Genomic DNA, 20,688 nt, shown 5'->3' on the forward strand with positions numbered 1-20,688 from the left:
CGCGTCACCGGTCATCATCAGTCTCTATTCTCAGCAGGTTAGAGGCCTACATGAGGGATTGCGCCCCTAGCGGTTGGCAGCCTGGCCAGGAGCGACTCATCTCGCAATACTCGTTACCAACTCCGGACGTTTGCCGGCCCCACCGACATTAGCGTGAATGATGACATCGGCTGCCTAGCTCTAGCAAAGGATTTGGGTGCAGATGGTCATCGATAACGAGAGGGAGGCGAGTGGCGGAATCTCCAACGGTCGCAATCGTTGGCGCAGGCATGGCTGGCTTGGCAGCTGCACACTACCTTGCGATCAACCACATTGACTTCCAGGTCTACGAAGCCTCAGATCGCCCAGGTGGCCGCGTTGCGACTGATCATGTCGACGGGCTGATCCTCGATCGGGGATTCCAGATCATCCTCGACGACTATCCAGAACTTCGTCGACTCATTTCGGTCGCAGAGCTGCCCTTACAGCATCTCTATCCGGGTGTCTATCTTCAACGCCCAGAAGGGCCACTCCTCCTCTCTGATCCTCGTCGCGTCCCTGGCACCTATCGAGCGACCTTCTCTGCTCTGGTCCGTCTCCTTCAGCTCCCGAACTGGCAATCCCTCCTTCACTTCATCACCACCCAGCATCCAACCATCGCTGATCTCGGAGGGCTGCTACCGCGCCCACTCTACGAGAGCGTTTTTGCACCGCTCTTTCGCGGAATCACCATCGACCCTGATCTCGTCGAGCCAGCAAGTTTTGCACGTTTTGTCTTGGGACGTCTCTTGAACGGTTACGCGAGTTTGCCGACCGAAGGAATGGCCCAATTGCCAGCCATCATCGCCCACACCCTTCCGGGAGGGATTCACTACCACCACCGGGCAGTCTCGGTGGCCAGTGGTCAACTGGGCTTTGAAAATGGAACAACGGTGTCCACAGACTGGACCATTTTGGCCGTAGATGCGCCGGCGCTGGGACCACTACTCGATCTCCATCTCCCAGCGATGCGTTCTGTTGGCTTTATCCATGTGCTCAGCAACCGCCGTCTCTTTGGCGTACCTGCCGTCGGGCTGCCACCACTTGGAAGTCCTATCTACACCGTTGCACCCATGAGCGACATCGCACCCAGCTACGTGAGCCACGATCCGGAACGGCACCTCATCACCGCATCCTGCGATCCGACGGTGCCCCCGGCCGAGGTGCGTAGTGCGCTGGCACTCGCGCTTAACTGTGGTCAAGAAGACCTAGACTTCGTCGAGTTTGGCGTTGTCGAGGCTGCCCTGCCGCGGAGCACACACAAGGTCAACGAGATAGGTCAACGTGTTCTTCTCGCCGGCGACCATCTTGGGACCCCTTCGCTCAACAGCGCTATCGAGTCAGGCCGGAGAGCAGCCGAACGCATCATACGGACTACCCAAAAGCCAATGAAGGAGCCAAAGACCGATGGCTAGGAGAAGCCCCCATCTTGAACTCAAGGCATCCTCGACCGGTTCGACCCGATCAGAGTTCCGTACCTTTGATGGACGTCGCGTCATGTGGATCTCATCGCGAGCAACGACGAGGCGGGGAGCGCTCTCCGAACGCGACGGGGAACGTATCGCCCATGCCGCCTCTACAGCGGCAAGCATCGGCGTGCCGATCGTCTGCGAACTCTCAACCTCGGGTGCTAAAATCCAAGATGGGGTCGCTGCACTGCATGGTTGGGGGGTTGCCGCACGCGCGCTCGCGCACTGTTCGGGTCAAGTACCTATTCTGATCGGCCTCACTGGGCCAGCAGTCTCAGGTCCCGCACTACTGCTCGGACTTGCCGACTACGTCGTCATGGCACCGGACTCATTCGCCTTCCTCAGTGGACCCCAGTCAGTCGCCGAATTCACCGGAGTCTCGGTGACAAATCAAGAACTTGGCGGCGCATCAGTCCTACTCAACCGCTCAGGTGTTGCTTTTGACGTCGCCAATGACCGACGTGATATCGAAGAATCAATCCTGAAACTCCTGAGCTATCTCCCAGACTCCACGAATGAACTCCCAACAAGAGTGGACTTCAACGACCCTGCCGGTGTCGACCTTGATGCGATCATCCCCGAACAGCCGACCGCCGCCTACGATGTTCGCGACCTTGTCAGTGGTATTGTCGATCAGGACACCTTCTATGAACTTCGGTCCACTTGGGCGAACCAACTCGTAACGGGACTCGCCCGCCTCGAGGGTCGCACCGTTGGAATTCTAGCAAATCAGCCCAAAATAATGGCGGGTACACTCGACATTCCCGCGGCGCAAAAAGGTGCTCGTTTCGTCCGTTTCTGCGACTCCTTCAATATCCCAATGATCACGCTCGTCGATACACCCGGCTTTTTGCCAGGCAAGGACGTCGAGTGGCGTGGCATGATTCGCCACGGTGCCGAACTCGCGTTCTCCTATGCCGCATGCAATGTACCACGCATCTGTCTCATCACGCGCAAAGCCTACGGAGGGGCGTATATCGTCATGGATTCCAAAGGGATCGGCAACGACCTCACCTTCGCATGGCCTTCAGCAGAGATCGCTGTCATGGGGGCACAAGGAGCCGTAGAGATCATCTACCGGCGTGCGCCTAATGAAGAACGACTCCGCCATCAACAAAAATACGAGGACGAGTATCTCACCCCCTGGATTGCTGCGGAACGAGGTTTTGTTGACAACGTGATTGAGCCGAATCGAACCAGGGCCCATCTTGTTCATGCCTTCGATCTTCTCGCTACCAAGAAGGAGCGGCTACGCAACGCAAAGCACGCGAATTCGCCGCTCTAGCCCTTCACTTCATCATCACCGACCGTTTTGCAAGGTTTCGTGTTTCCGCTAGCGTGAGCGACCGCGGCTCAAGGCATCCCGTTCGCGATACAATCCGAGCTGCTCATCCATGATACGGTCTCTCCCTCGGCGATCATCGAATCCGAGCTCTTCCGCCCGATCATAGATGCTACTCAACGTCGTGGTGACAGCACGAAGCTGATAGAGCTTCTCTCCATGAAACCGACCGTTTGTCCTGGCGAGTTCTACGCGTCGGGCCAGTGAGATCGTACTCGTGGGCTGCGCATCCAACCAACTCACTCCGTGGCCGTCGGTATTGAGACGTAAATGATGAACCAGCTCGCTCAGTTGTTGCTGACATAGATAGGCGCGCTCGATCCTGCTCACATCCTTCCCATCGAGAGGGCCAAACACCACTAGGCGTCGATCATTGGACTCTGCAGAAAAGCCCACCGGTCGCGCCCCACGGGTCGGTACCGTCTCGATCGTTTCGCCGATTTGGACTTCAAGATGACGGTCGTGGGCGGCTACGATTCTACCACCACGGCCATCTGGCATCGCCACTGGCTCACCCCGGAAGAACGGTCGTGAACCCACACGACCGACTACCGCCTCGGGCATCTGTCTGCCGACTTCCCTGCGCAGTTTGGCGCTAAGCCCTGGTGAGGAGGCAGCGAAGGTGACATCTTCCTTGCATTCTGCGCGCACCCAATCGACACAATCGGCGACAAACGCCTTCCATAAAGCGACCGAACTCTCCGCCAACACAAGGCTCTTACCCTCATCGTTGCGCAGTCCAAGCATCGTCGCCGTACCCGATCCATGGATCGACGTTCCTGGACTCCGCACCACTGTCCTTCCCTGCCTGACCATGTCACCGAATTCAGAAGGGGGCAACGCGTTCACATCAACCACGAGCGTTGTCCCATGGATCGATTGGCGATATTGACCAAAGCTGTTGACCAGCGTCGCCTCCTGCGAGGTTCGCGTCTCCACGGTTACTCGATCCCCTGGACGCAACCCTGCCCCTTCAAGTGCCGCAACCATCGGAATCACCTCACGCGAGGCGAAGACTTCTTCCAGATGTTTCGTTGGGACATCCATCAAAGCTAACCGCTCTGTGACCGGCAACGAACGATAGGCTTGACAGAGCGATCCGTCAAGCCCCGTCCTCTTGTCACCAAGCATGATCCCCTCACCTCTCATGAGCCGTAGAGCCCGTTGCTCCCCCAACGCAGCACGAAGCGCCCTCTCCTTCGCAGTCAATAGGTCCGTTGCACCCCGTTCTATCGCCTTGACCAACTCGTTGAGGAGCGGATCGTTCACACGAACGGCAGCTCTCGCTTCACCGGCAAGGACAGGTGACACTGCCAACTCCAGGGGCGCCGACCGAGCCTCACTCTCCCAACGCGCACGGAGCTCCGACTGCACCTGTGGAACCTTGTCTTGGCGGGTGCTCAGGGCCGCCAACTGACGCATGCGTCCAGAACCATGATCCCCGCTGAAACGGATGACCTCATGGCGCCGCTTGGAAAACACTGCATTGAGGCCTACAGCCTGCCCCGTCACCCGCCACGATCCAAGGCCTTGGCCAATGAGCGTAATCCCAAATGCCTCGAGTTCGTGAGCCAATTCGGTCCGGTAGCACAGTTCCCAGACAGGGAGGCCACGTGCCCAATGTGCGTGTTCAAGGGCGACCCTTCGCCCGTCTACATCGGCATGATTCAGGACAACAAGGTGGGAATGAAGATGCGGATCACCAGCGCGAGAGAGTCGATGCCCGACATCGTAGGCGACCACCCCCTCAACCGGTCTGATCACCCCGTGAATGGTTTTCGCTGCATCAAACTCGGATATCACCGCAAACGTACGGCGAACGGCAACATGGTGGGCCGCCTCAATCTGGATTCGCTCCGCCTCCGGCGCCAATGCCCAGCGGACCGAGACAGCCTTGGGGGCAGCGATCGTAAAATCCAAAGCTTTGATGGGGTGACGGATGGTCGTCGCAGCACTACCAAGGTCCACGAGGTCAACGGGAGCATCCGGCTGGCACCCCATGCCGAGCCGGCTGACCACACCGACTTCATCACACAACTCCCGCTGTACGTAGTAATCGAGAGAGCCTCGAATCTTGAAAAGGCGCAACCCCACCCCCTTGGTTTCTCACCATTGAGGGTGGGGCTTCCACCAATCGACCGGCCCGAGATCGGGCCCGACTACTATTCGTAACCTTGCGTTATCCCCACGGACCCCGACGCATATCCCTGCGAGAAGCAGGACGCGCCAAGGATGGCTGCCTAGAGCGCTGCTTGTGCCGCCTCAAAAGCCTCCCGGAGAATAGCGACCATCTCATCGAACTGCTCAGAATCACAGACAAGCGGTGGCGAGAGCTGGACCACAGGATCACCACGATCATCAGCCCGGCAGATCAATCCAAGTTCGAAAAGCTTTGGTGTCAAGATCCCACGCAGGAGCCGCTCTGACTCGTCATCGTTGAACGTCTCCCGAGTGCTCTTGTCCTTGACCAACTCGATGCCGTAGAAGAAACCAGTACCTCGAATCTCTCCCACGATATCGAGGTCAGCCAGGGTCTCGAGCTTTGCCCGAAACTCACCTTCCTTGCCACGGACGTGGTCAAGAAGCTGATCACGTTCAAAAATATCGAGGTTTGCGAGCGCTACCGCCGCGCTAACCGGATGTCCAGCAAACGTGATGCCATGAAGGAAGCTATTCTGCTCCTTCAAGAACGGCTCCATGAGGCGGTCAGAGGCCAACATCGCACCGATCGGAGAGTATCCAGAGGTCAATCCCTTGGCGCAGGTAATAATATCGGGTTGGTAGCCATATTTTTGTGCACCAAACCAATAACCGAGGCGGCCAAAAGCGGTGATCACCTCGTCGGAGACGAGCAAAATATCGTACTTATCGCAGATCTCTCGCACCCGCTGGAAGTATCCCGGCGCTGGCGTGAAGCAACCTCCCGCATTCTGGACTGGCTCAAGAAAAACAGCGGCCACCGTCTCTGGCCCTTCGAACTCAATTCGCTGCTCAATATCGTCGGCACAGGCCAGATTGCACTGGTCAAGCATCGCACAGTCAACACAACGATAGTGATTCGTGTTTTGCACCTTGATGGCCCCGGGGACAAGCGGCTCAAATGGAGTCTTGATGCCCGGGAGACCTGTCAACGATAGCGCACCAAAGGTGGTCCCGTGATAGGAGAGGTTGCGAGAGATCACCTTGGTCTTCTCTGGCTTGCCGATGAGTTTGAAGTACTGCCGTGCCAACTTCCAGGCTGACTCGACCGCTTCAGATCCACCAGTCGTAAAGAACACGCGATTAATATCGCCGGGGGCGATCGCTGCCAGTCGATCGGCAAGCTCCACTGCCGGCTGATGAGCATAACTCCACAGTGGGAAGTAGGCCAACTCGCTCGCCTGCTTCGCGGCCGCTTCAGCCAACTCAGTACGCCCGTGACCGACCTGAACCACAAAGAGCCCGGCCAGTCCATCGAGATAACGCTTGCCTTTGCTGTCATAGACATAGGGCCCCTGGCCCCGCACCATCACTGGCACCTCGTGATCGGCGTACGAAGACATTCGCGTAAAATGCATCCAAAGATGTCGTTTGGCTGATTCTGAAAGCTCTTCTGTATTCATTCCCTCTTGTCTCCTTCTCTGGGCACTTGGTGTGCCACATCTCCTTTGACACCCGTGGTGTCAGATCTCCTCACGGCGCTCAGAACGCCTGCTCAACACGCGTTCAGCTCGAACCGCTGATGGAGCTATTGGTGGGTCTCTACGGTGCCACGCTAGCAGAACAAACCACCATCATCAACCGCACAAGAACTCCGCCTGCTAACGTGTCCCCCAGCTGTAGGTCTGCTTCTCCAATCTCAGGTACACATTCACCTCAGCGGAGACAACTCCCTCGAGTGTTCGTATACGATCGCTCATGAGCTCGAGAAGGTGCTCATCATTCTCGCACACCACCTCAAGGAGAAGATCATACCGACCAGCGGCAATGACCACATAATCAACCTCCGGCAAGGCTGCACACTGCTCTGCGACAGACGATAACGTACCAGTTACCTTGAGTCCAATCATGGCCTGGCGCATAAACCCAACTCTCGTTGGATCGGTAACCGCCACGATTTGCATCACGCCGTTATCGATGAGTCGCTGAACCCGCTGACGGACCGCCGCCTCAGATAGGCCAACCACCTTGGCAAGAGCGGCATATGATGCGCGACCATCCTCCTGCAAGAGTTCAATCAAACGCTTCGACGTCCCATCAAGGGTCATCGCCGGGTGTCCACTCGGACTCTGATCCCGGATTGGCGGCAACCCCTGACCACGGATCAACGGGAACGTGCGTTCTACCTTCCCAGCTTCACTACGATTCGCCAAGCGCCATCCCCCTCTCCTGTCCTCTCCGTTGTCCACCTATGTGACCGTTTGGTCAGCATCCTAACACTTCATAACGATCAGCGACAGCCGCCTGCGAACCGCCTCATCGCTGAACCAACCACATCGCGCAACGAACACAGGACCCACGTCCTGGTGAGGACCGCACGCCTACCTAGATAAGAGCTACCACAACGATACAACTATTCTTAACCATATTTTAGGCATTGTCAACCGAATACGCACTATTTTTACTGAAATTCTGCGATTTCCATCGTAACACCTGCGTGTAGGACTGAGATGGTGTAAGGTAAGGGGGGAGTGGGCTCATAGCCCAGATGGTTCCGTCAACAGCGCTCGTGATGCGGATCGTCATCGAAGCACTGGGTAAAGACCAGCCATAGCAGTATGGCCATAGCAGTATGGCCCAACAAGGAGGAGGGTAGTCCATGAGCGAACAGTTTCACAACTATATCGGCGGCAACTTCGTCGAAGCTAAATCCGATGAGACGATGAAGATCGTGAACCCGTCGACCGGCGAGGTGTACGCAACGTCTCCAGCCTCGCGAGAGGCAGACATCGATCTCGCTTTCGCGAGCGCAGCTGAAGCCTTCGAGAGTTGGAGAGATTCCACACCTTCAGAACGAAGCCTCATGCTCATTCGATTGGCTGATGCTATCGAGGACCACGCCGAGGAGCTTGTCCAAGCGGAGACCACCAATACCGGCAAACCAGTCGGACTCACCATGAGTGAGGAGATTCCACCGATGGCAGACCAGATCCGCTTCTTTGCTGCCGCTGCTCGCAATCTCGAGGGAAAGAGCGCTGGCGAGTACATGGCTAACCATACTTCCTATATTCGCCGTGAGCCAATTGGTGTATGCGCTGCCGTCACGCCATGGAACTATCCGATGATGATGGCCATCTGGAAAATCGGACCGGCGCTAGCGGCAGGCAATACCTTGGTCTTAAAGCCATCCGACACGACACCCGCAAGTTCTACCATTCTTGCCCGCCTCATCGGCGAGATCTTTCCATCCGGTGTCTTTAACGTCGTCCTCGGTGACCGCGATACTGGACGTATGCTCGTCAGCCATAAGACACCGCAACTGGTTGCAATCACTGGCTCGCTTCGTGCTGGACGAGAGGTTGCGATGGCTGCCGCAGCGGATGTCAAACGTGTCCACCTAGAACTCGGAGGCAATGCTCCCGTCATCGTCTTCGACGACGCAGATGTTGCCCGAGCCGCCGAAGGCATCGCCGGAGCAGGCTACTTCAACGCTGGCCAAGATTGTACCGCAGCCGCGCGAGTGCTGGTCCAGCGAGGAGTGCATGACGCCTTCGTCGAGGCGCTTTCAAAGGCCGCCGCCGAGACAAAGACGGGGGCACCGGCGGACGAAGACGCCTACTTTGGTCCCCTGAACAATATCAACCAGTATGACAGAATTCTCGGGCTCGTCGACCGACTGCCTGATCACGCAAAGGTGACAGCCGGTGGGGCTCGGATCGATCGAAACGGCTACTTTTTCCCCGCCACCGTCGTAGACAATCTTCGACAGGAGGACGAGATCATCCGAAATGAGATTTTTGGGCCGATTATTACCGTCCAAACCTTTGACACAGAAGAGGAGGCGGTCAGGCTCGCCAACGATGTGGAGTATGGCCTCGCATCGAGCATTTGGACTCGCGATCACGGTACCGCCCTACGCGTATCACGCAATCTCGACTTTGGTGCCGTCTGGATCAACACCCACATACCGATCGTCGGGGAGATGCCGCATGGTGGCTTCAAGCACTCAGGTTATGGCAAAGACCTTTCGATGTATGGCTTTGAGGACTACACCCGTATCAAGCACGTGATGAGCTACACCGGTAAGGATTAACCCCCTACCCGCATACCGCCAAAGGGTTTTCGTGTCCATTGACACATAAATAGGAGACAGACCGAACCCAACAAGGCCCTGGATCGCTATCCAGGGCCTTGTTGCTACCAGAGATACATGTCGGCGTCGGACGTGGCTCGCAAAAGTCACCCCAAACGCACTGATGGATCAGGCAGTGCGAACAACGTATCGCCAACGCCGATCAATCTCGACGCGATCATTGCATCGGCATCACCGTCAGCCATTTAGCGCTCGTATTGGCAGCTCACGCAGTTGCCTCGACCGACGCGCGAAACGCATCGAGCATGGTATCGATCTGCTCTTGCGAGATGATGAGGGGCGGCATCCAGCGGATGATATTACCAAAGGTCCCTGCGTTCATCGCAATAATCCGATGGGCCTCAAAGAGCTCCTTCAAAATGGCGGTGGTCCGTGCTGCATCTGGCGCTCCAGTCACCGGGTCGACAATCTCTACTCCAACCATCAAACCCAGCGAACGAATCTTCCCAATCTCCTTCCGTGACTCGGCAATACGGCGCAACCCTTCACTGAGCTGCTCCCCTCGTTGAGCAGCGTTCTCGACGAGACCCTCCTCCTGAATGACATCAAGGGTTGCGATTGCCGCCGCAACGCCTATGGGATTCGCACCATAGGTTCCACCATGACTTCCAACGGTCCACTCCTTCATGATGTCATAGGAGGAGCCAATCGCTGAGAATGGAAACCCTGACGCGATGCCTTTAGCCATCACAAGAATATCGGGAGTGACGCCCGCATGATCGAGGGCGAACATACGCCCTGTACGTCCAAACCCGGTCTGCACCTCGTCAGCCACAAAAAGGATGCCATGCTGGGTGCAACGTTCGCGAATCGCCTCAAGGAACTCAGTTGGCGCTGGCAGATATCCACCCTCACCCAAGACCGGCTCGATGACCATCGCTGCGGTCTCACTCGGCGCGGTTTGTGCCGCTAATAAGTAGTCGAGATAATCAATCGCTTCACCAACACTCGTGCCATCAGCTCCACCCGCGCGCGGAAAGCCGGGGAATAACGAGACGAACACCCCAGCTGGAAGTGGTTGATAGCCAGCTCGATAACCAGTTCGGGAGGTGGTCATCGCCATCGCCTGAGCAGTACGCCCATGGAAGCTTCCCTGAAATACGATAATATTGGTACGCTTGGTGTACTGTCGCGCCAACTTGACCGCAGCCTCCGTGGCCTCGGCGCCAGAGTTGCTATAGAAGAAGGTGTCTATCCCTGCAGGGGTAACGCTCTCCAAACGGTCCGCGAGTTCCTGCAATCGGTGATGAGTATAGATGTTGACCTGCGCGTGAATGAACTCTTGTGCCTGTTCGGCGATTGCCCTGGCCACCCTGGGGTGGCTGTGACCCGTCGATGTCACCGCAATGCCCGACGTTGCATCGAGATAACGAGTACCCTCGGTGTCGAAGACGTACGCACCCTCTCCACGCACAACCGTCAGTGGGGTGAGTTTTGACCAGACTGGTGCTAAATATGCCACATTTCCTCCTTTGTCTACTGAATGTATAATGACCTTATCCAACTTGACCAATTAAGGCGCGCCTCAAGGTGTCAAGAAACCGTACCGGAACGCCATGTTGCTCACCGATGTCGACGAGTTGGGTCATCAGTAGCCCCGCGTTAATCCCTAGGTAGCGCAGAGGTTCTGGCTCCCATACACGCGGAGCGCGCTCAAAGATGGCGTGCACGGCTGGAAGTTTTTGGGGAGAGAGCAGCCCTTGGGTGACGAGCCTACCCATCAGGTTGGTCATTGCAACACCGTCGCCAGCGTACCCGTACACCTTGGTAACCCCGGCCGACTCATCGACATCAATACGCGGGAACCAGTCTCTGGTCACTCCAAGCGTACCTCCCCAGAAGGCGGGAAACTCGATATCACCAAGGCCTGGCAATAGCTCTAACAGCGTCTGCTCGAGTCGCCGTCGCATCCCCCTACCCCGATCAGGTGCCGGGGTGATCACCGAACCATAGCCATAGGGGGCACCGCGACCACCAAAGGCGATGCGCCGATCGGCGGTGATCTGTCCATAAATGACCAGATTCCGTTCATCGGCGAAACTCAAGCCAAGTTGAGGGCTTCCAATCGCTTCGTACTGCGCATCACTCAGCGGAGCAGTCACCACCATCATCGAATACAGAGGAAGAACCAACCGGTGCCAATCGGCGAATTGAGCGGTGTACGACTCCGTGGCGAGGACGATTGCACCCGCTTGCACGGTATGTCCGTTGGCCACCAACGCATGGTCTCCGATACTGCTGACGTTCGTACCCTCATAGATCCGCACGCCGAACTCCTCGAGTCGATCGGCAAGACCACGCACCAATCTTGCTGGTTGCACCGTTGCACACTGTGGCTCATGCACGGACCCAATGACGTGCCTTGCCCTCAGGGAACGATCGGTTCCACGCGCATCCAACAGGGTTGTTCCGTCCTTGACTTCGCGCCGCAGCCGCTGCCATTGCACACGATCCCTGGCAAGGACCAGCGTGCCTGCCTTCGTGAAATCGCACTCGATATGGAGCTGATCGACCTGCTGGGCGATCTCATCGACTGTCTCTGCGAGTGCGCGCCACAGTTCGTCCGCGAGTTGTGTGCCATAGAGCCGTTCCACCTTCGAAGCCGGGACGGGAAAGAGACTGGAGACCCAACCACCGTTGCGTCCCGACGCCCCAAAACCGACATAGTCACGCTCAAAGACAGCGATCCGAAGCGTGGGATCAAGTGCAGCAAGATACCGCCCTGTCCATAATCCTGTCAGCCCTCCGCCAACGATCGCGACATCAACGTGCAGCGACGATTGCAGCGATGCCCGCGGGGTGATATCACCTAGCTGCTGTAACCAAAAGCTCGGACCAGTTACCACGGGCTATCGCTCAATCATCAAATAGTGCCGCTATAACCCAAGCGCCTTAGCGACGACCGGATGGACAATCTCACCCTTGGAAACGTTCAGTGAACCAGCGAGCACCGGATCCTGAGGATCTCGTGCCAGCCGGACAAGCTTTGGAGCCACCGCCGCTGACAATGCTCGCGATGCCGTCTTCGGGTACTGACCAGGGACATTGGTGACACAGTAGTGTATGACACCCAACTCCTCATAGATTGGCTCAGAGTGCGAAGTCGGTCGCGATGTCTCGATACACCCTCCCTGGTCAATCGCGAGGTCGACAACGACAGAGCCCGGCCTCATGCTGGCGATATGGTCACGCAATACGAGCTTTGGTGCCTTCGCACCGGTGACCAACGCGGCACCCACAACGAGGTCTGCCTCTCTGACTGCCTCGCTGATGGCATGTTCGGAGCTGGCAAGTGTTGCGGTCACCGTACCCTCTTGCTGGGCCATATACAGTCGGTGAAGATCGATGTCCACCCCAGTGACTTCAGCATCCATTCCTCGAGCACCGCGAGCTGCCATCGTGCCTGCTACACCCATACCAATGACAACAACTCGCGCTGGCGGCACTCCAGCCGATCCCCCAAGGAGAACTCCGGAGCCACTCGCGAGATAATGAGCACCAACGATCGCCGCCGTACGCCCGGCGACTTCGCTCATAGGCGCGAGCAACGGGAGGCCACCCTTTTCCTCCAATGTCTCATACGCGAACGCGTCGATACCGCTATCTACGAGCGCCTTCGCAAGTGTAGGTTCTGCAGCGAGATGGAGATAGGCAAAAAGCGTGAGATCCTTGCGGAAGAACCCCCACTCCGACTCCTGTGGCTCCTTCACCTTCACGACGAGATCAGCGGCCCACGTTGCCTTGGCATTTGGAGTGATCTTGGCTCCAACGGCCTCGTAATCGGCGTTAGCGAAACCGGCACCTACGCCTGCGTTTGTCTCTACCCACACATCAAAGCCGGCCTGAACGCAGGACTTCACCGCCGAGGGATCAAGCGCTACTCTTCGCTCTCCGTCCTTGATCTCCTTAGGAAGGCCGATCGACTGAACCATACAATTACTCCTCAATCACTCGTGGCGACAGACAACGCTGGCGACAGAAACCATGGTGGGACAACACTGAAAATTACCCCGATTCCATGCTAGAGCATACGCACCAGCCATGCAAGCGAATCCATAAAATTCAGGAATGGATTCTGCTGATTCAACAGCAAAATACGGAAATCTAACGGTAATCCTCATTCGCCGAGGCACCAACGATCGCGATTGCCCTGCAAACCGACGCAAGAGCACCAGCTAAAGGCTATTCTTAGGGCCAGTGCACTACTTCTCACCATCCTTCAGCGAACTCTTCCCGAATGCAGCCGTCTCCTCTATCGATCCATTGGCATCACAAGCCGCCATTCACCTCCTGCGCAGGGGTGGCTCCGCCATCGACGCCGCTATCGCGGCCAACGCGGTGCTCTCGGTGACCGCGCCTGACCAGTGCGGCCTGGGCGGTGATCTCGTCGCATTGGTCTACTCCCCTCCCTCCTCTCGGGGTCCGGCTCAAGTACAGTCGCTCCAGGCAATAGGTGCCTCCGGCACTGGGGCATCGGCGGAGATGATGCGGGCGAACGGCTATCGGACGATCCCACGTGCAAGTCTTGGAGCCCTGACAGTACCTGGCGCGGTCGACGGGTGGTTAGCGCTGCACCACAAATTTGGCAAACTCCGACTTGATCAAGTGCTAGAGACTGCCGTCGATTACGCCACCAACGGATTTCCCGCATCCAACCGACTACGACGAAACTACGAGCAGATCCGCAGCCATGCCTCAGGGGTTGAACTCGGTGGTTTCTTGATGGCAACGACGAACTCGATACCGCTCGTACGCCGCCCTGGCGTTGCTCGGACCCTTCTAGCAATCTCCAAACTCGGACGTGAAGGATTCTATGCTGGCGAATTCGGAGCAGAGCTGATGAAGCTCAGTGAGGGTGTTTTCCGACCCGATGACCTGGCTAAACCCATTGCAAGGTTTGCAACACCGCTAACAGCGACCCTCTTTGGACATGTGCTCACCACCAACCCAGCGCCGAGTGCGGGGTTTCTTACCCTTGGCGCGTTGGCACAGCTCGGCACCACTGCCAGCACGCTCGGTGATGCCGATTGGTACATAGAGCTCATCGAGGCCTTCCGCGCGACTCGTTGGATGCACGGCTATCACCACGATGACGCTGATCTCGCGGGTGTCCTGGCTGGTACGATCAGCTCCACTGCCCCTCGCACCCACACCGTGGCCACCGGGCCGGACACGACTGCGATCACTGCTGTCGATGAAAACGGGCTCGCTGCCGTTCTCGTGCAGTCCAACGGACATGCCTTCGGTTCACGCCTTGCGACACCTGATACCAACATCTTCATCCATGATCGCGGAGCAGTTGGGTTCAACCTGTTGCCTGGCGATCCAAACGAACTCCGACCCAGAGCGCGTCCTCGTCACACGCTGGCGCCCATCATGGCCCAGACCCTTGGCGGTGATCTTGCCCTGATCGCCGGTACGATGGGCGGAGATCGGCAACCCAGCATATTGGCCCAGGTCATTACCGCAGCATTGCGCGATCAGAGTGATCCACGTGACGCCCTCGTCCAACCACGCTTTGCCTTCTCGTCGATGACCTCTAGCGAGCTGTCGGGATTTGATACCTATGACGGGATCCAAGAACCGATCGTTACTTGCGAAGATCATCTGTCGCCAGCGATATTCGATGAACTCACACGAAGGTTAGGTGCAGTGGCATCGACTCCTGCCTTTGGCACAGAGTCTGGGGTAGCGCATGTGACCCTGCGTCGATCACGCAGCTGGATGATCGCAGCAGATCCACGATCAGAGGCCGCTGGAATTGCCGGCTACTAGCTAACGCAACCGGCTGATTGCCTCGCTGCCAAGCAAACCTGCTCTTGAGTGAGTACGGTTGGCACTATGGAACCGACAACAAGCCCACTCAGTTATGCCGTTGGCCTCAATCAGTATCTCGTTGATCCAGTTTTAGCGAGAATCGCCGAGGGGCTCGTCGCACCTTCCTTCATCTCCCAACTCGTCGAATTGGGCACTACCGTCGGCGATCAGGTGCTGCCGGTCGGTATCGAGATCGACCAAGCCCCCTCCCTGACGTTGATCAGTCACGATCTCGATGGTCGCCGCATCGATCAGGCCCACCTCACCACCTCCCATGCCGCAATCTACGAACAACTTCGCCACGTCGTCTCAACGCCCTGGAACGAAGCAGGTTTTATCGGCCATTTTCTCCAAGGTTACCTGATAGCAGATCCTGGCTTCTATTGTTTGCTGACGCTCACGACCCAGGTTGCAAGCGCACTGCAACTGCTGCTCCCTGACTCCGACCGTTACCTTCGACGACTCACCGATGGTCCAAGCTGGGGAGGCACCTGGTTCACAGAGACACATGCTGGGAGCGACCTGGCCGCCACCCGAACACAAGCTCGACGAGACATAGGCAAATGGCTCCTCTCCAGCGGGGACAAATACTTCGCTAGCGGAGCAGGCCTCACTGATCTCGCAATCACCAGCGCGTACCCTCTACACGCCAGCTCGCTACGGGACCTCCACCTCTATCTTGTCGACAAATATACCGACGAAGGAGAGCTGAATTTCACCCTGCGGCGACTCAAGTCAAAACTCGCCACAAAGGCGATCCCAACTGGAGAAATCGAGCTCGCCGAGTCGCAGGCCACGCTATTGGCTGGTGAAAATGATGGCATCTATCGTATTCTGCAAAGCCTCACCCTTGCCCGCACGGCGAACGCGATTGCGAGCGCTGGTGTGGCGAGAATCGCAACAATCGAGGCCACCCTCCGAGGAGAACGAAGGCAGGCCTTCGGGCATCCTCTCCGGGAACATGCTCTCTTTGCTCGTGATCTCGTGACGTTGCGCCTTGCCCATCTCGGTATCCTCTCACTCGCCCTGCTGGGTGCTGAGACCTTCCAGGAGAGCTACGATTTCACTGACCACAACGACGCAGACTACCTCTTGCTCAGATTGCTGAGTCACGCAACCAAGATCCACACCGCGAAGCATTCAACCATCATCACGCAACAGGCAATGGAATGCTTTGGAGGGCTTGGATTTTTAGAGGAGTACGCTATCGCGCGCTGGCATCGCGAGGCACTAGTTCTGCCTATCTGGGAGGGGAGTGCAAACATCCATGCTCTGGACGCCGCTGAAGTGCTACGACATCCTGACGCCGCTATTGGTGTCAGAGCCCTACTCGCGAAGTGGGTACCACAATCGTTGCGAGGGCCAGTCCTCAAGAGCGCTGAGATCGCACTAGACGGCCTCGCTGGTGAAACGTGGTATCTGAAAGAATCCCTTGAACTCCTCGGAGAGTGTCTCGAGATCGCTGCCCTCGGGCGTTTTGCGAACTACGTGCCCGAACTCGCCGATGTTGCAGAGCTACGCTGGACCGCCATGCAGACCCACAGCCTGCCTACCTGGAAGCTGCCCGAAGCGCTGCGCCTCGCCGTTTAAGCCTCATCTCGTTCTCGCTACCGAGAGATCGATCGGACCATGCACACTCGTGTTCACGTCAATCGATACCGCCCCGGGAACGACCGATCGGCCAACGCATCGCGGCCGCCAAAAGGGATAAGCGCTCGACTGGGGGCCCGTCAGCCGTTGATCGGGCCCGAACCGTCTCTCAGGCTCTCGCCCGAACGTCCGCGTAGCACACGCACCATCTCTGCAACGATGGCCATCGCGGTCTCCTCAGTACTGCGCGATCCGATATCGAGACCAGCCGGCCCATAGATCCGAGCAAGCTGATCTGCACATCCACATTCGAGCAGACGTCGGCGGCGCTCTACCTGTGTTCCCCGAGAGCCCAATGAGCCAATATAGGGAACCTCAGTGGCGGACAATAGCACATGCAGGAGTGGCGTGACTCGCTCATGATCATGGTCGAGCACGACCACGGCATCGCTACGACCAACCTGAGGGAATCCATCAACTCCGTCATACCCCATCGCCTCGATACCGATGAGCTGAGCTTGGGTGCTCAATGTATCCGCAAGAACCCCTCCACCAACGATCACCAGCCGAGGACGGGGCAGAAAACAGTGGATATGGACCGGTCCATCTTCGAGATTCAACACGCTCACCCCAGCATGGCCCCGTTCAAGTAATGCAGCTGCTGCCTGCTCGGCGACATCGTCGGCACTCTGGCCAAGCGCGACTACCCGTACTTGAGTCGGGCGGCCTTGGGCATCAAGTGCGGTAAGGAGAGCAAACGCTTTGCGAGCGCCAAGATAGGGCTCGATCTCCGAGAGCCAACCCCAAGGGTGCACCATCACCCGTACCGACCCACCACACGCCAGTCCGTTGTTCACCGCTTGAGCATCACCGATCTCAGACATGATGGTGCGGGGCTTGGCATCAGTGGGATCGGTCAGCAGACGCATCGCGAGTTCTGGAGAGAGGACCGAACCGTACTGCTGCGAATCCGCTATCACCATGAGATCGCTCGCTCGATCGCCGCCCCCAAATCCTCGAAGCTCAACGAGCCGCACAACCACTGCCTCTGGATGGAGCTCCAGTTGGCCTAACAGATTCAGTTCATCGAAGGTCACCCAACCACCTCTACGGATCCAATTGTTCTAACATAAGATCTGCGAAGTAACGCTGGGTTTTCACCGTAATCGGCCCCGGAGCGTCGTCGAAGTGACGTTGATCGAGGAGCGCAACACCCTGAACCATTCGCAGGGTTGAGGTGACGAACATCTCGGTCACCAATGGATCTGCGAGCATATCGAGGGGAATGTCTACCTCATGAGCACCAACCCCTTCGAGTACTAGATCACGAGTGACCCCCGCTAGACAGCCTGCGCTTAACGGTGGGGTCAGAATAACTCCCTCTCGAACGAGAAAGACGTTGGATCCAGAGCCTTCGCAGAGATTACCGAGGGTATTGGCAAACAGCACTTCATCCGCGCCTTGCTCTCTGGCCCAAGCAAGGGCGATCACGTTCTCGGCATACGAGGTCGTCTTGAGACCAGCTAGGACGCCACGTTCATTGCGAGGCCAAGGAGCCAACGCAAGCGCCGTCGTAGTCGGCTCAAGCGAGATCGGCTCAGTTGCGATCACTGCTCTCGGTTGCAACTCGGTCGGCCGATGCGAACCAAGGCCAGCGTTGCCGGCCGTGTAGGTGATGCGAATTTTTGCATTGTCCAATCCGTTCAGAATGACCAACGCCTCAATTCCCTTGCGAAGCATCTCCATGTCCGGTTCAGGAAGTCCCATCCCTCGAGCCGTCCGACCTAAGCGATTGAGGTGCCTGGTGACAGCGAAGGCCTTGCCATCGACGACAACAAGGGTCTCAAAGGCACCATCACCGCAGACGAGTCCATGATCGGATACCGGAATACCGGCGTCGTCAGCCTCATGAAGATATCCATCAATCCATACCACTGCCATGGCATCAACCTCCTTGCGATATCCTAGTGGTATGCTTGATCCCGCTCTCGAAGCTCTCGTTCACGACAACAATTTTGCCAGTCTCACGACACTCGCGCCTGGTGGAGAACCGCAGACATCCGTCATGTGGATCGATTGCGATCATGAACATCTCTTCATCAATACCGAAATTGCCCGGGCCAAATTCCGCAACATCTCGCAGAATCCGCATGTCAGCGTGTTGGTTTGGGAGCGTGAAAATCCTTACCACTACGTTGAGGTGCGTGGACTTGTCACTGCGACGACTCTGGGTGACCGTGCAAACGATCATCTTGAAGAGCTAGCAAGGAGATACACTGGCCAAGCATTTGCTGGCACCATCGAATCTGCACGTGTCATCGTCGAAATCACACCGACCCGGACACGGGTAGTCGATTGACAGACCACCAACACGGTCGCGACTACGCACAGGACCGGACTAAGTCAACGACCGCCTTTGACGCCAACAGAACTCCTGAACCTTGAGCGATCCCGCATCACGACGAGACGATCAACATCGGCTCCGGGATTTGATCGTAGTGGGCTGGTCTCATGCAGGACAACATGCCTACGTTGCATCACTAGGAATCGCGATTCCCTATGTTATCGTGGCATTTCACACCGACTACGCCACGGTCGGCATACTGCTCTCCGTCGCCGCGATTGCCGGTAGTGCGCTCCAGTCACTATCGCTGGTGGTACGGAGAACTTCGGCTCGCGTTCTCTTTACCATTCAAAATATTGGGTCAACGGTGGGAGCCGTCATTGCAGCCTTGGCGCCAGGCATCTATGTCTTCATGGCTGGTCGCCTGTTGCAGGCCAGCGCCGGATGGCCGCAACACCCAGTGGGGGGCTCGTATCTCGCTAACAGGTATCCTGCGCAGCGCGGCACCACGCTGAGTTGGCATGTTACCGCCGGGAACCTTGGCACGCTCCTTGCACCACTCATCATGCCCCTGGTCATTGTGACTTACGGCTGGCGAGCGGCGTTCTGGGCCCTCGCTATCCTCCTTGTCACGACCGTCGCGGTCGTCGCCATCTGGCTCCCCTCATCCTGGCATCGCATCACAGCGCCCAACATCACAGAGGACCAAGCTGATTCGGAGCGCGCCGACTTCTGGCATCGCCTACGGACATTGATGGCACAACGGCCCGTCTTCGCTCTCCTTCTCGCCGGAACGATCGCCGCAGGTGGACAAGGAATCGGCATTGTCGGCGTCTACACTCCGGGCTACCTTCATAGCTCCCTTCACCTCTCTGCACTAGGCCTGACAATCGTCTTAACGCTGTTATATGTCGGAGCCGTCATCGGTCCGATCTTGATGGGATCGATCGCGGATCGGAGCAATCATCGGTTCACATTGATCGCGAACTACGGACTGGGAGCACTCGCCCTACTCGTTTTTGTCTTCGTCGGTCGAGAGCTACTTGGCCTTGCCCTCGTGGGCATCGCCATTGGCATTTTCTCCTATTCAGAGCTCTCACTTCGCCAAACGGTCTTCGCTGACTATTTGCCCCCAGGTATGTCCCGTGCTGGCTTTGGAGTCTTCTTTACCGTCTCGCAGACGATTGGAGCGCTCTGGATCGCCATCATTGGCGTGACTGTCACCGATAGTGGCTTCCAGGCTGCATTCATCCTGATGGCGGCGACCTTTATCGCGGCAGGTCTCGTCGTCATCTGGGGAACTCATAGGCGGCCAGCCATCGCCGGAGACTCCACATAGAGCCCTACCTTCATCACAATTGCTGAGACCCATCACCGTCTCACGTATCATCGAAAACTAGCGTGTCTGTCACCATCGAGGCCCGGTTTGGGACCCTACCGAGAACCCACCCACCCCCATCCGAAGCGAGGCGCGGGCGCCCATCTCTCGGTCAACGCAACGAACGAATACGGAGATTCGCGTAGCCGCCGATATGTCCATCCCAGAAGTGATTGGATGCGTCACCTTAGCCAGACGTGCCAGTACGGGATCATCGCGCGTGACACGAGAGGCTCCACATCGCTGCCACAAGCTCGAGATCCATTTCACCTAGTTGGAAGGACCCTTCTCGGCGCTATGACCTGCATATTCGCAGGTCATACTTGGCAGCCCCAACGGGATTCGAACCCGTGTCTCCACCTTGAGAGGGTGGTGTCCTAGGCCTCTAGACGATGGGGCCTCTAGGAGACTCGATCCACTCTAATGGCTTCCGATCGA

15 protein-coding genes and 1 tRNA gene are annotated in these 20,688 nt (G+C 57.3%); 7 read left to right on the plus strand and 9 right to left on the minus strand.

What is annotated here, in order from left to right; translation table 11 throughout:
* Positions 1 to 230: 230 nt before the first annotated feature.
* Positions 231 to 1,433: an FAD-dependent oxidoreductase gene (locus tag M7439_RS11220; RefSeq protein WP_298344285.1), complete on the plus strand. Its 1,203-nt coding sequence runs from the start codon at positions 231 to 233 to the stop codon at positions 1,431 to 1,433.
* Positions 1,426 to 2,772: an acyl-CoA carboxylase subunit beta gene (locus M7439_RS11225; protein ID WP_298344288.1), complete on the plus strand. Its 1,347-nt coding sequence runs from the start codon at positions 1,426 to 1,428 to the stop codon at positions 2,770 to 2,772. The genes M7439_RS11220 and M7439_RS11225 overlap by 8 nt, the downstream gene beginning before the upstream one ends.
* A 48-nt stretch (positions 2,773 to 2,820) precedes the next feature.
* Here M7439_RS11225 and mobF read toward each other — a convergent pair whose 3' ends face one another.
* From mobF to M7439_RS11240, 3 genes are all read right to left on the minus strand, one after another.
* Positions 2,821 to 4,917, minus strand: coding sequence for a MobF family relaxase (gene mobF / locus M7439_RS11230; protein ID WP_298344291.1), 2,097 nt, complete (start codon positions 4,915 to 4,917; stop codon positions 2,821 to 2,823).
* A 152-nt stretch (positions 4,918 to 5,069) separates the two neighbouring features.
* A complete protein-coding gene (locus M7439_RS11235) occupies positions 5,070 to 6,431 on the minus strand; it encodes an aspartate aminotransferase family protein (RefSeq protein ID WP_298344294.1) in 1,362 nt (453 codons plus the stop codon).
* Between the two features lie 198 nt (positions 6,432 to 6,629).
* On the minus strand, positions 6,630 to 7,076 hold the full coding sequence (locus M7439_RS11240) for an Lrp/AsnC family transcriptional regulator (RefSeq protein ID WP_366525230.1): 447 nt from the start codon (positions 7,074 to 7,076) through the stop codon (positions 6,630 to 6,632).
* 551 nt (positions 7,077 to 7,627) lie between these two features.
* Here M7439_RS11240 and M7439_RS11245 point away from each other — a divergent pair.
* Positions 7,628 to 9,061, plus strand: a complete 1,434-nt coding sequence (locus M7439_RS11245) for a gamma-aminobutyraldehyde dehydrogenase (protein WP_298344299.1) — start codon at positions 7,628 to 7,630, stop codon at positions 9,059 to 9,061.
* A gap of 265 nt (positions 9,062 to 9,326) precedes the next feature.
* Here the strand turns inward: M7439_RS11245 and M7439_RS11250 are convergent, their stop codons facing one another.
* The 3 genes from M7439_RS11250 to M7439_RS11260 are packed head-to-tail and all read right to left on the minus strand — an operon-like array spanning position 9,327 to position 13,053.
* Positions 9,327 to 10,583: an aspartate aminotransferase family protein gene (locus tag M7439_RS11250; RefSeq protein WP_298344302.1), complete on the minus strand. Its 1,257-nt coding sequence runs from the start codon at positions 10,581 to 10,583 to the stop codon at positions 9,327 to 9,329.
* A gap of 34 nt (positions 10,584 to 10,617) precedes the next feature.
* Positions 10,618 to 11,967 carry an FAD-binding oxidoreductase gene (locus tag M7439_RS11255; protein WP_298344305.1) on the minus strand — a complete coding sequence of 450 codons (1,350 nt, stop codon included), beginning with the start codon at positions 11,965 to 11,967 and terminating at the stop codon, positions 10,618 to 10,620.
* A 30-nt stretch (positions 11,968 to 11,997) separates the two neighbouring features.
* The gene (locus M7439_RS11260; RefSeq protein WP_298344308.1) at positions 11,998 to 13,053 is read right to left on the minus strand and encodes an alanine dehydrogenase; all 1,056 of its coding nucleotides are present in this window, start codon (positions 13,051 to 13,053) and stop codon (positions 11,998 to 12,000) included.
* Positions 13,054 to 13,318: 265 nt separating this feature from the next.
* Here M7439_RS11260 and M7439_RS11265 point away from each other — a divergent pair, with 265 nt between their 5' ends.
* Complete coding sequence (locus M7439_RS11265; protein WP_298344311.1) at positions 13,319 to 14,896, plus strand: gamma-glutamyltransferase; 1,578 nt, start codon at positions 13,319 to 13,321, stop codon at positions 14,894 to 14,896.
* 66 nt (positions 14,897 to 14,962) lie between these two features.
* Positions 14,963 to 16,528 (plus strand): acyl-CoA dehydrogenase family protein, encoded by a 1,566-nt coding sequence (locus M7439_RS11270; protein ID WP_298344315.1) that lies wholly within the window; start codon positions 14,963 to 14,965, stop codon positions 16,526 to 16,528.
* A 140-nt stretch (positions 16,529 to 16,668) separates the two neighbouring features.
* On the opposite strand, the gene M7439_RS11275 is transcribed toward M7439_RS11270, so the two are convergent.
* A complete protein-coding gene (locus M7439_RS11275) occupies positions 16,669 to 17,625 on the minus strand; it encodes an XdhC family protein (RefSeq protein WP_298344318.1) in 957 nt (318 codons plus the stop codon).
* Between the two features lie 10 nt (positions 17,626 to 17,635).
* Positions 17,636 to 18,469 carry an aminotransferase class IV gene (locus M7439_RS11280; RefSeq protein WP_298344321.1) on the minus strand — a complete coding sequence of 278 codons (834 nt, stop codon included), beginning with the start codon at positions 18,467 to 18,469 and terminating at the stop codon, positions 17,636 to 17,638.
* Between the two features lie 31 nt (positions 18,470 to 18,500).
* Between M7439_RS11280 and M7439_RS11285 the strand changes: the two genes are divergently transcribed.
* Complete coding sequence (locus tag M7439_RS11285) at positions 18,501 to 18,887, plus strand: TIGR03618 family F420-dependent PPOX class oxidoreductase (protein WP_298344324.1); 387 nt, start codon at positions 18,501 to 18,503, stop codon at positions 18,885 to 18,887.
* Positions 18,888 to 19,026: 139 nt separating this feature from the next.
* Positions 19,027 to 20,211: an MFS transporter gene (locus M7439_RS11290; RefSeq protein WP_298344327.1), complete on the plus strand. Its 1,185-nt coding sequence runs from the start codon at positions 19,027 to 19,029 to the stop codon at positions 20,209 to 20,211.
* 363 nt (positions 20,212 to 20,574) lie between these two features.
* Here the strand turns inward: M7439_RS11290 and M7439_RS11295 are convergent.
* Positions 20,575 to 20,650: transfer RNA gene (locus tag M7439_RS11295), tRNA-Glu, on the minus strand.
* Between the last annotated feature and the right edge of the window lie 38 nt (positions 20,651 to 20,688).

Origin of the sequence: Ferrimicrobium sp., assembly GCF_027319265.1 — a bacterium.
Lineage (GTDB): Bacteria > Actinomycetota > Acidimicrobiia > Acidimicrobiales > Acidimicrobiaceae > Ferrimicrobium.

Excerpts from the sequence above, each read along its gene's own strand:
- M7439_RS11225 (WP_298344288.1), top strand. The coding sequence starts at position 1,426 with ATGGCTAGGAGAAGCCCCCATCTTGAACTCAAGGCATCCTCGACCGGT.
- M7439_RS11235 (WP_298344294.1), bottom strand. The coding sequence starts at position 6,431 with ATGAATACAGAAGAGCTTTCAGAATCAGCCAAACGACATCTTTGGATG.
- M7439_RS11240 (WP_366525230.1), bottom strand. The coding sequence starts at position 7,076 with ATGACCCTTGATGGGACGTCGAAGCGTTTGATTGAACTCTTGCAGGAG.
- M7439_RS11245 (WP_298344299.1), top strand. The coding sequence starts at position 7,628 with ATGAGCGAACAGTTTCACAACTATATCGGCGGCAACTTCGTCGAAGCT.
- M7439_RS11260 (WP_298344308.1), bottom strand. The coding sequence starts at position 13,053 with ATGGTTCAGTCGATCGGCCTTCCTAAGGAGATCAAGGACGGAGAGCGA.
- M7439_RS11270 (WP_298344315.1), top strand. The coding sequence starts at position 14,963 with ATGGAACCGACAACAAGCCCACTCAGTTATGCCGTTGGCCTCAATCAG.
- M7439_RS11280 (WP_298344321.1), bottom strand. The coding sequence starts at position 18,469 with ATGGCAGTGGTATGGATTGATGGATATCTTCATGAGGCTGACGACGCC.
- M7439_RS11285 (WP_298344324.1), top strand. The coding sequence starts at position 18,501 with ATGCTTGATCCCGCTCTCGAAGCTCTCGTTCACGACAACAATTTTGCC.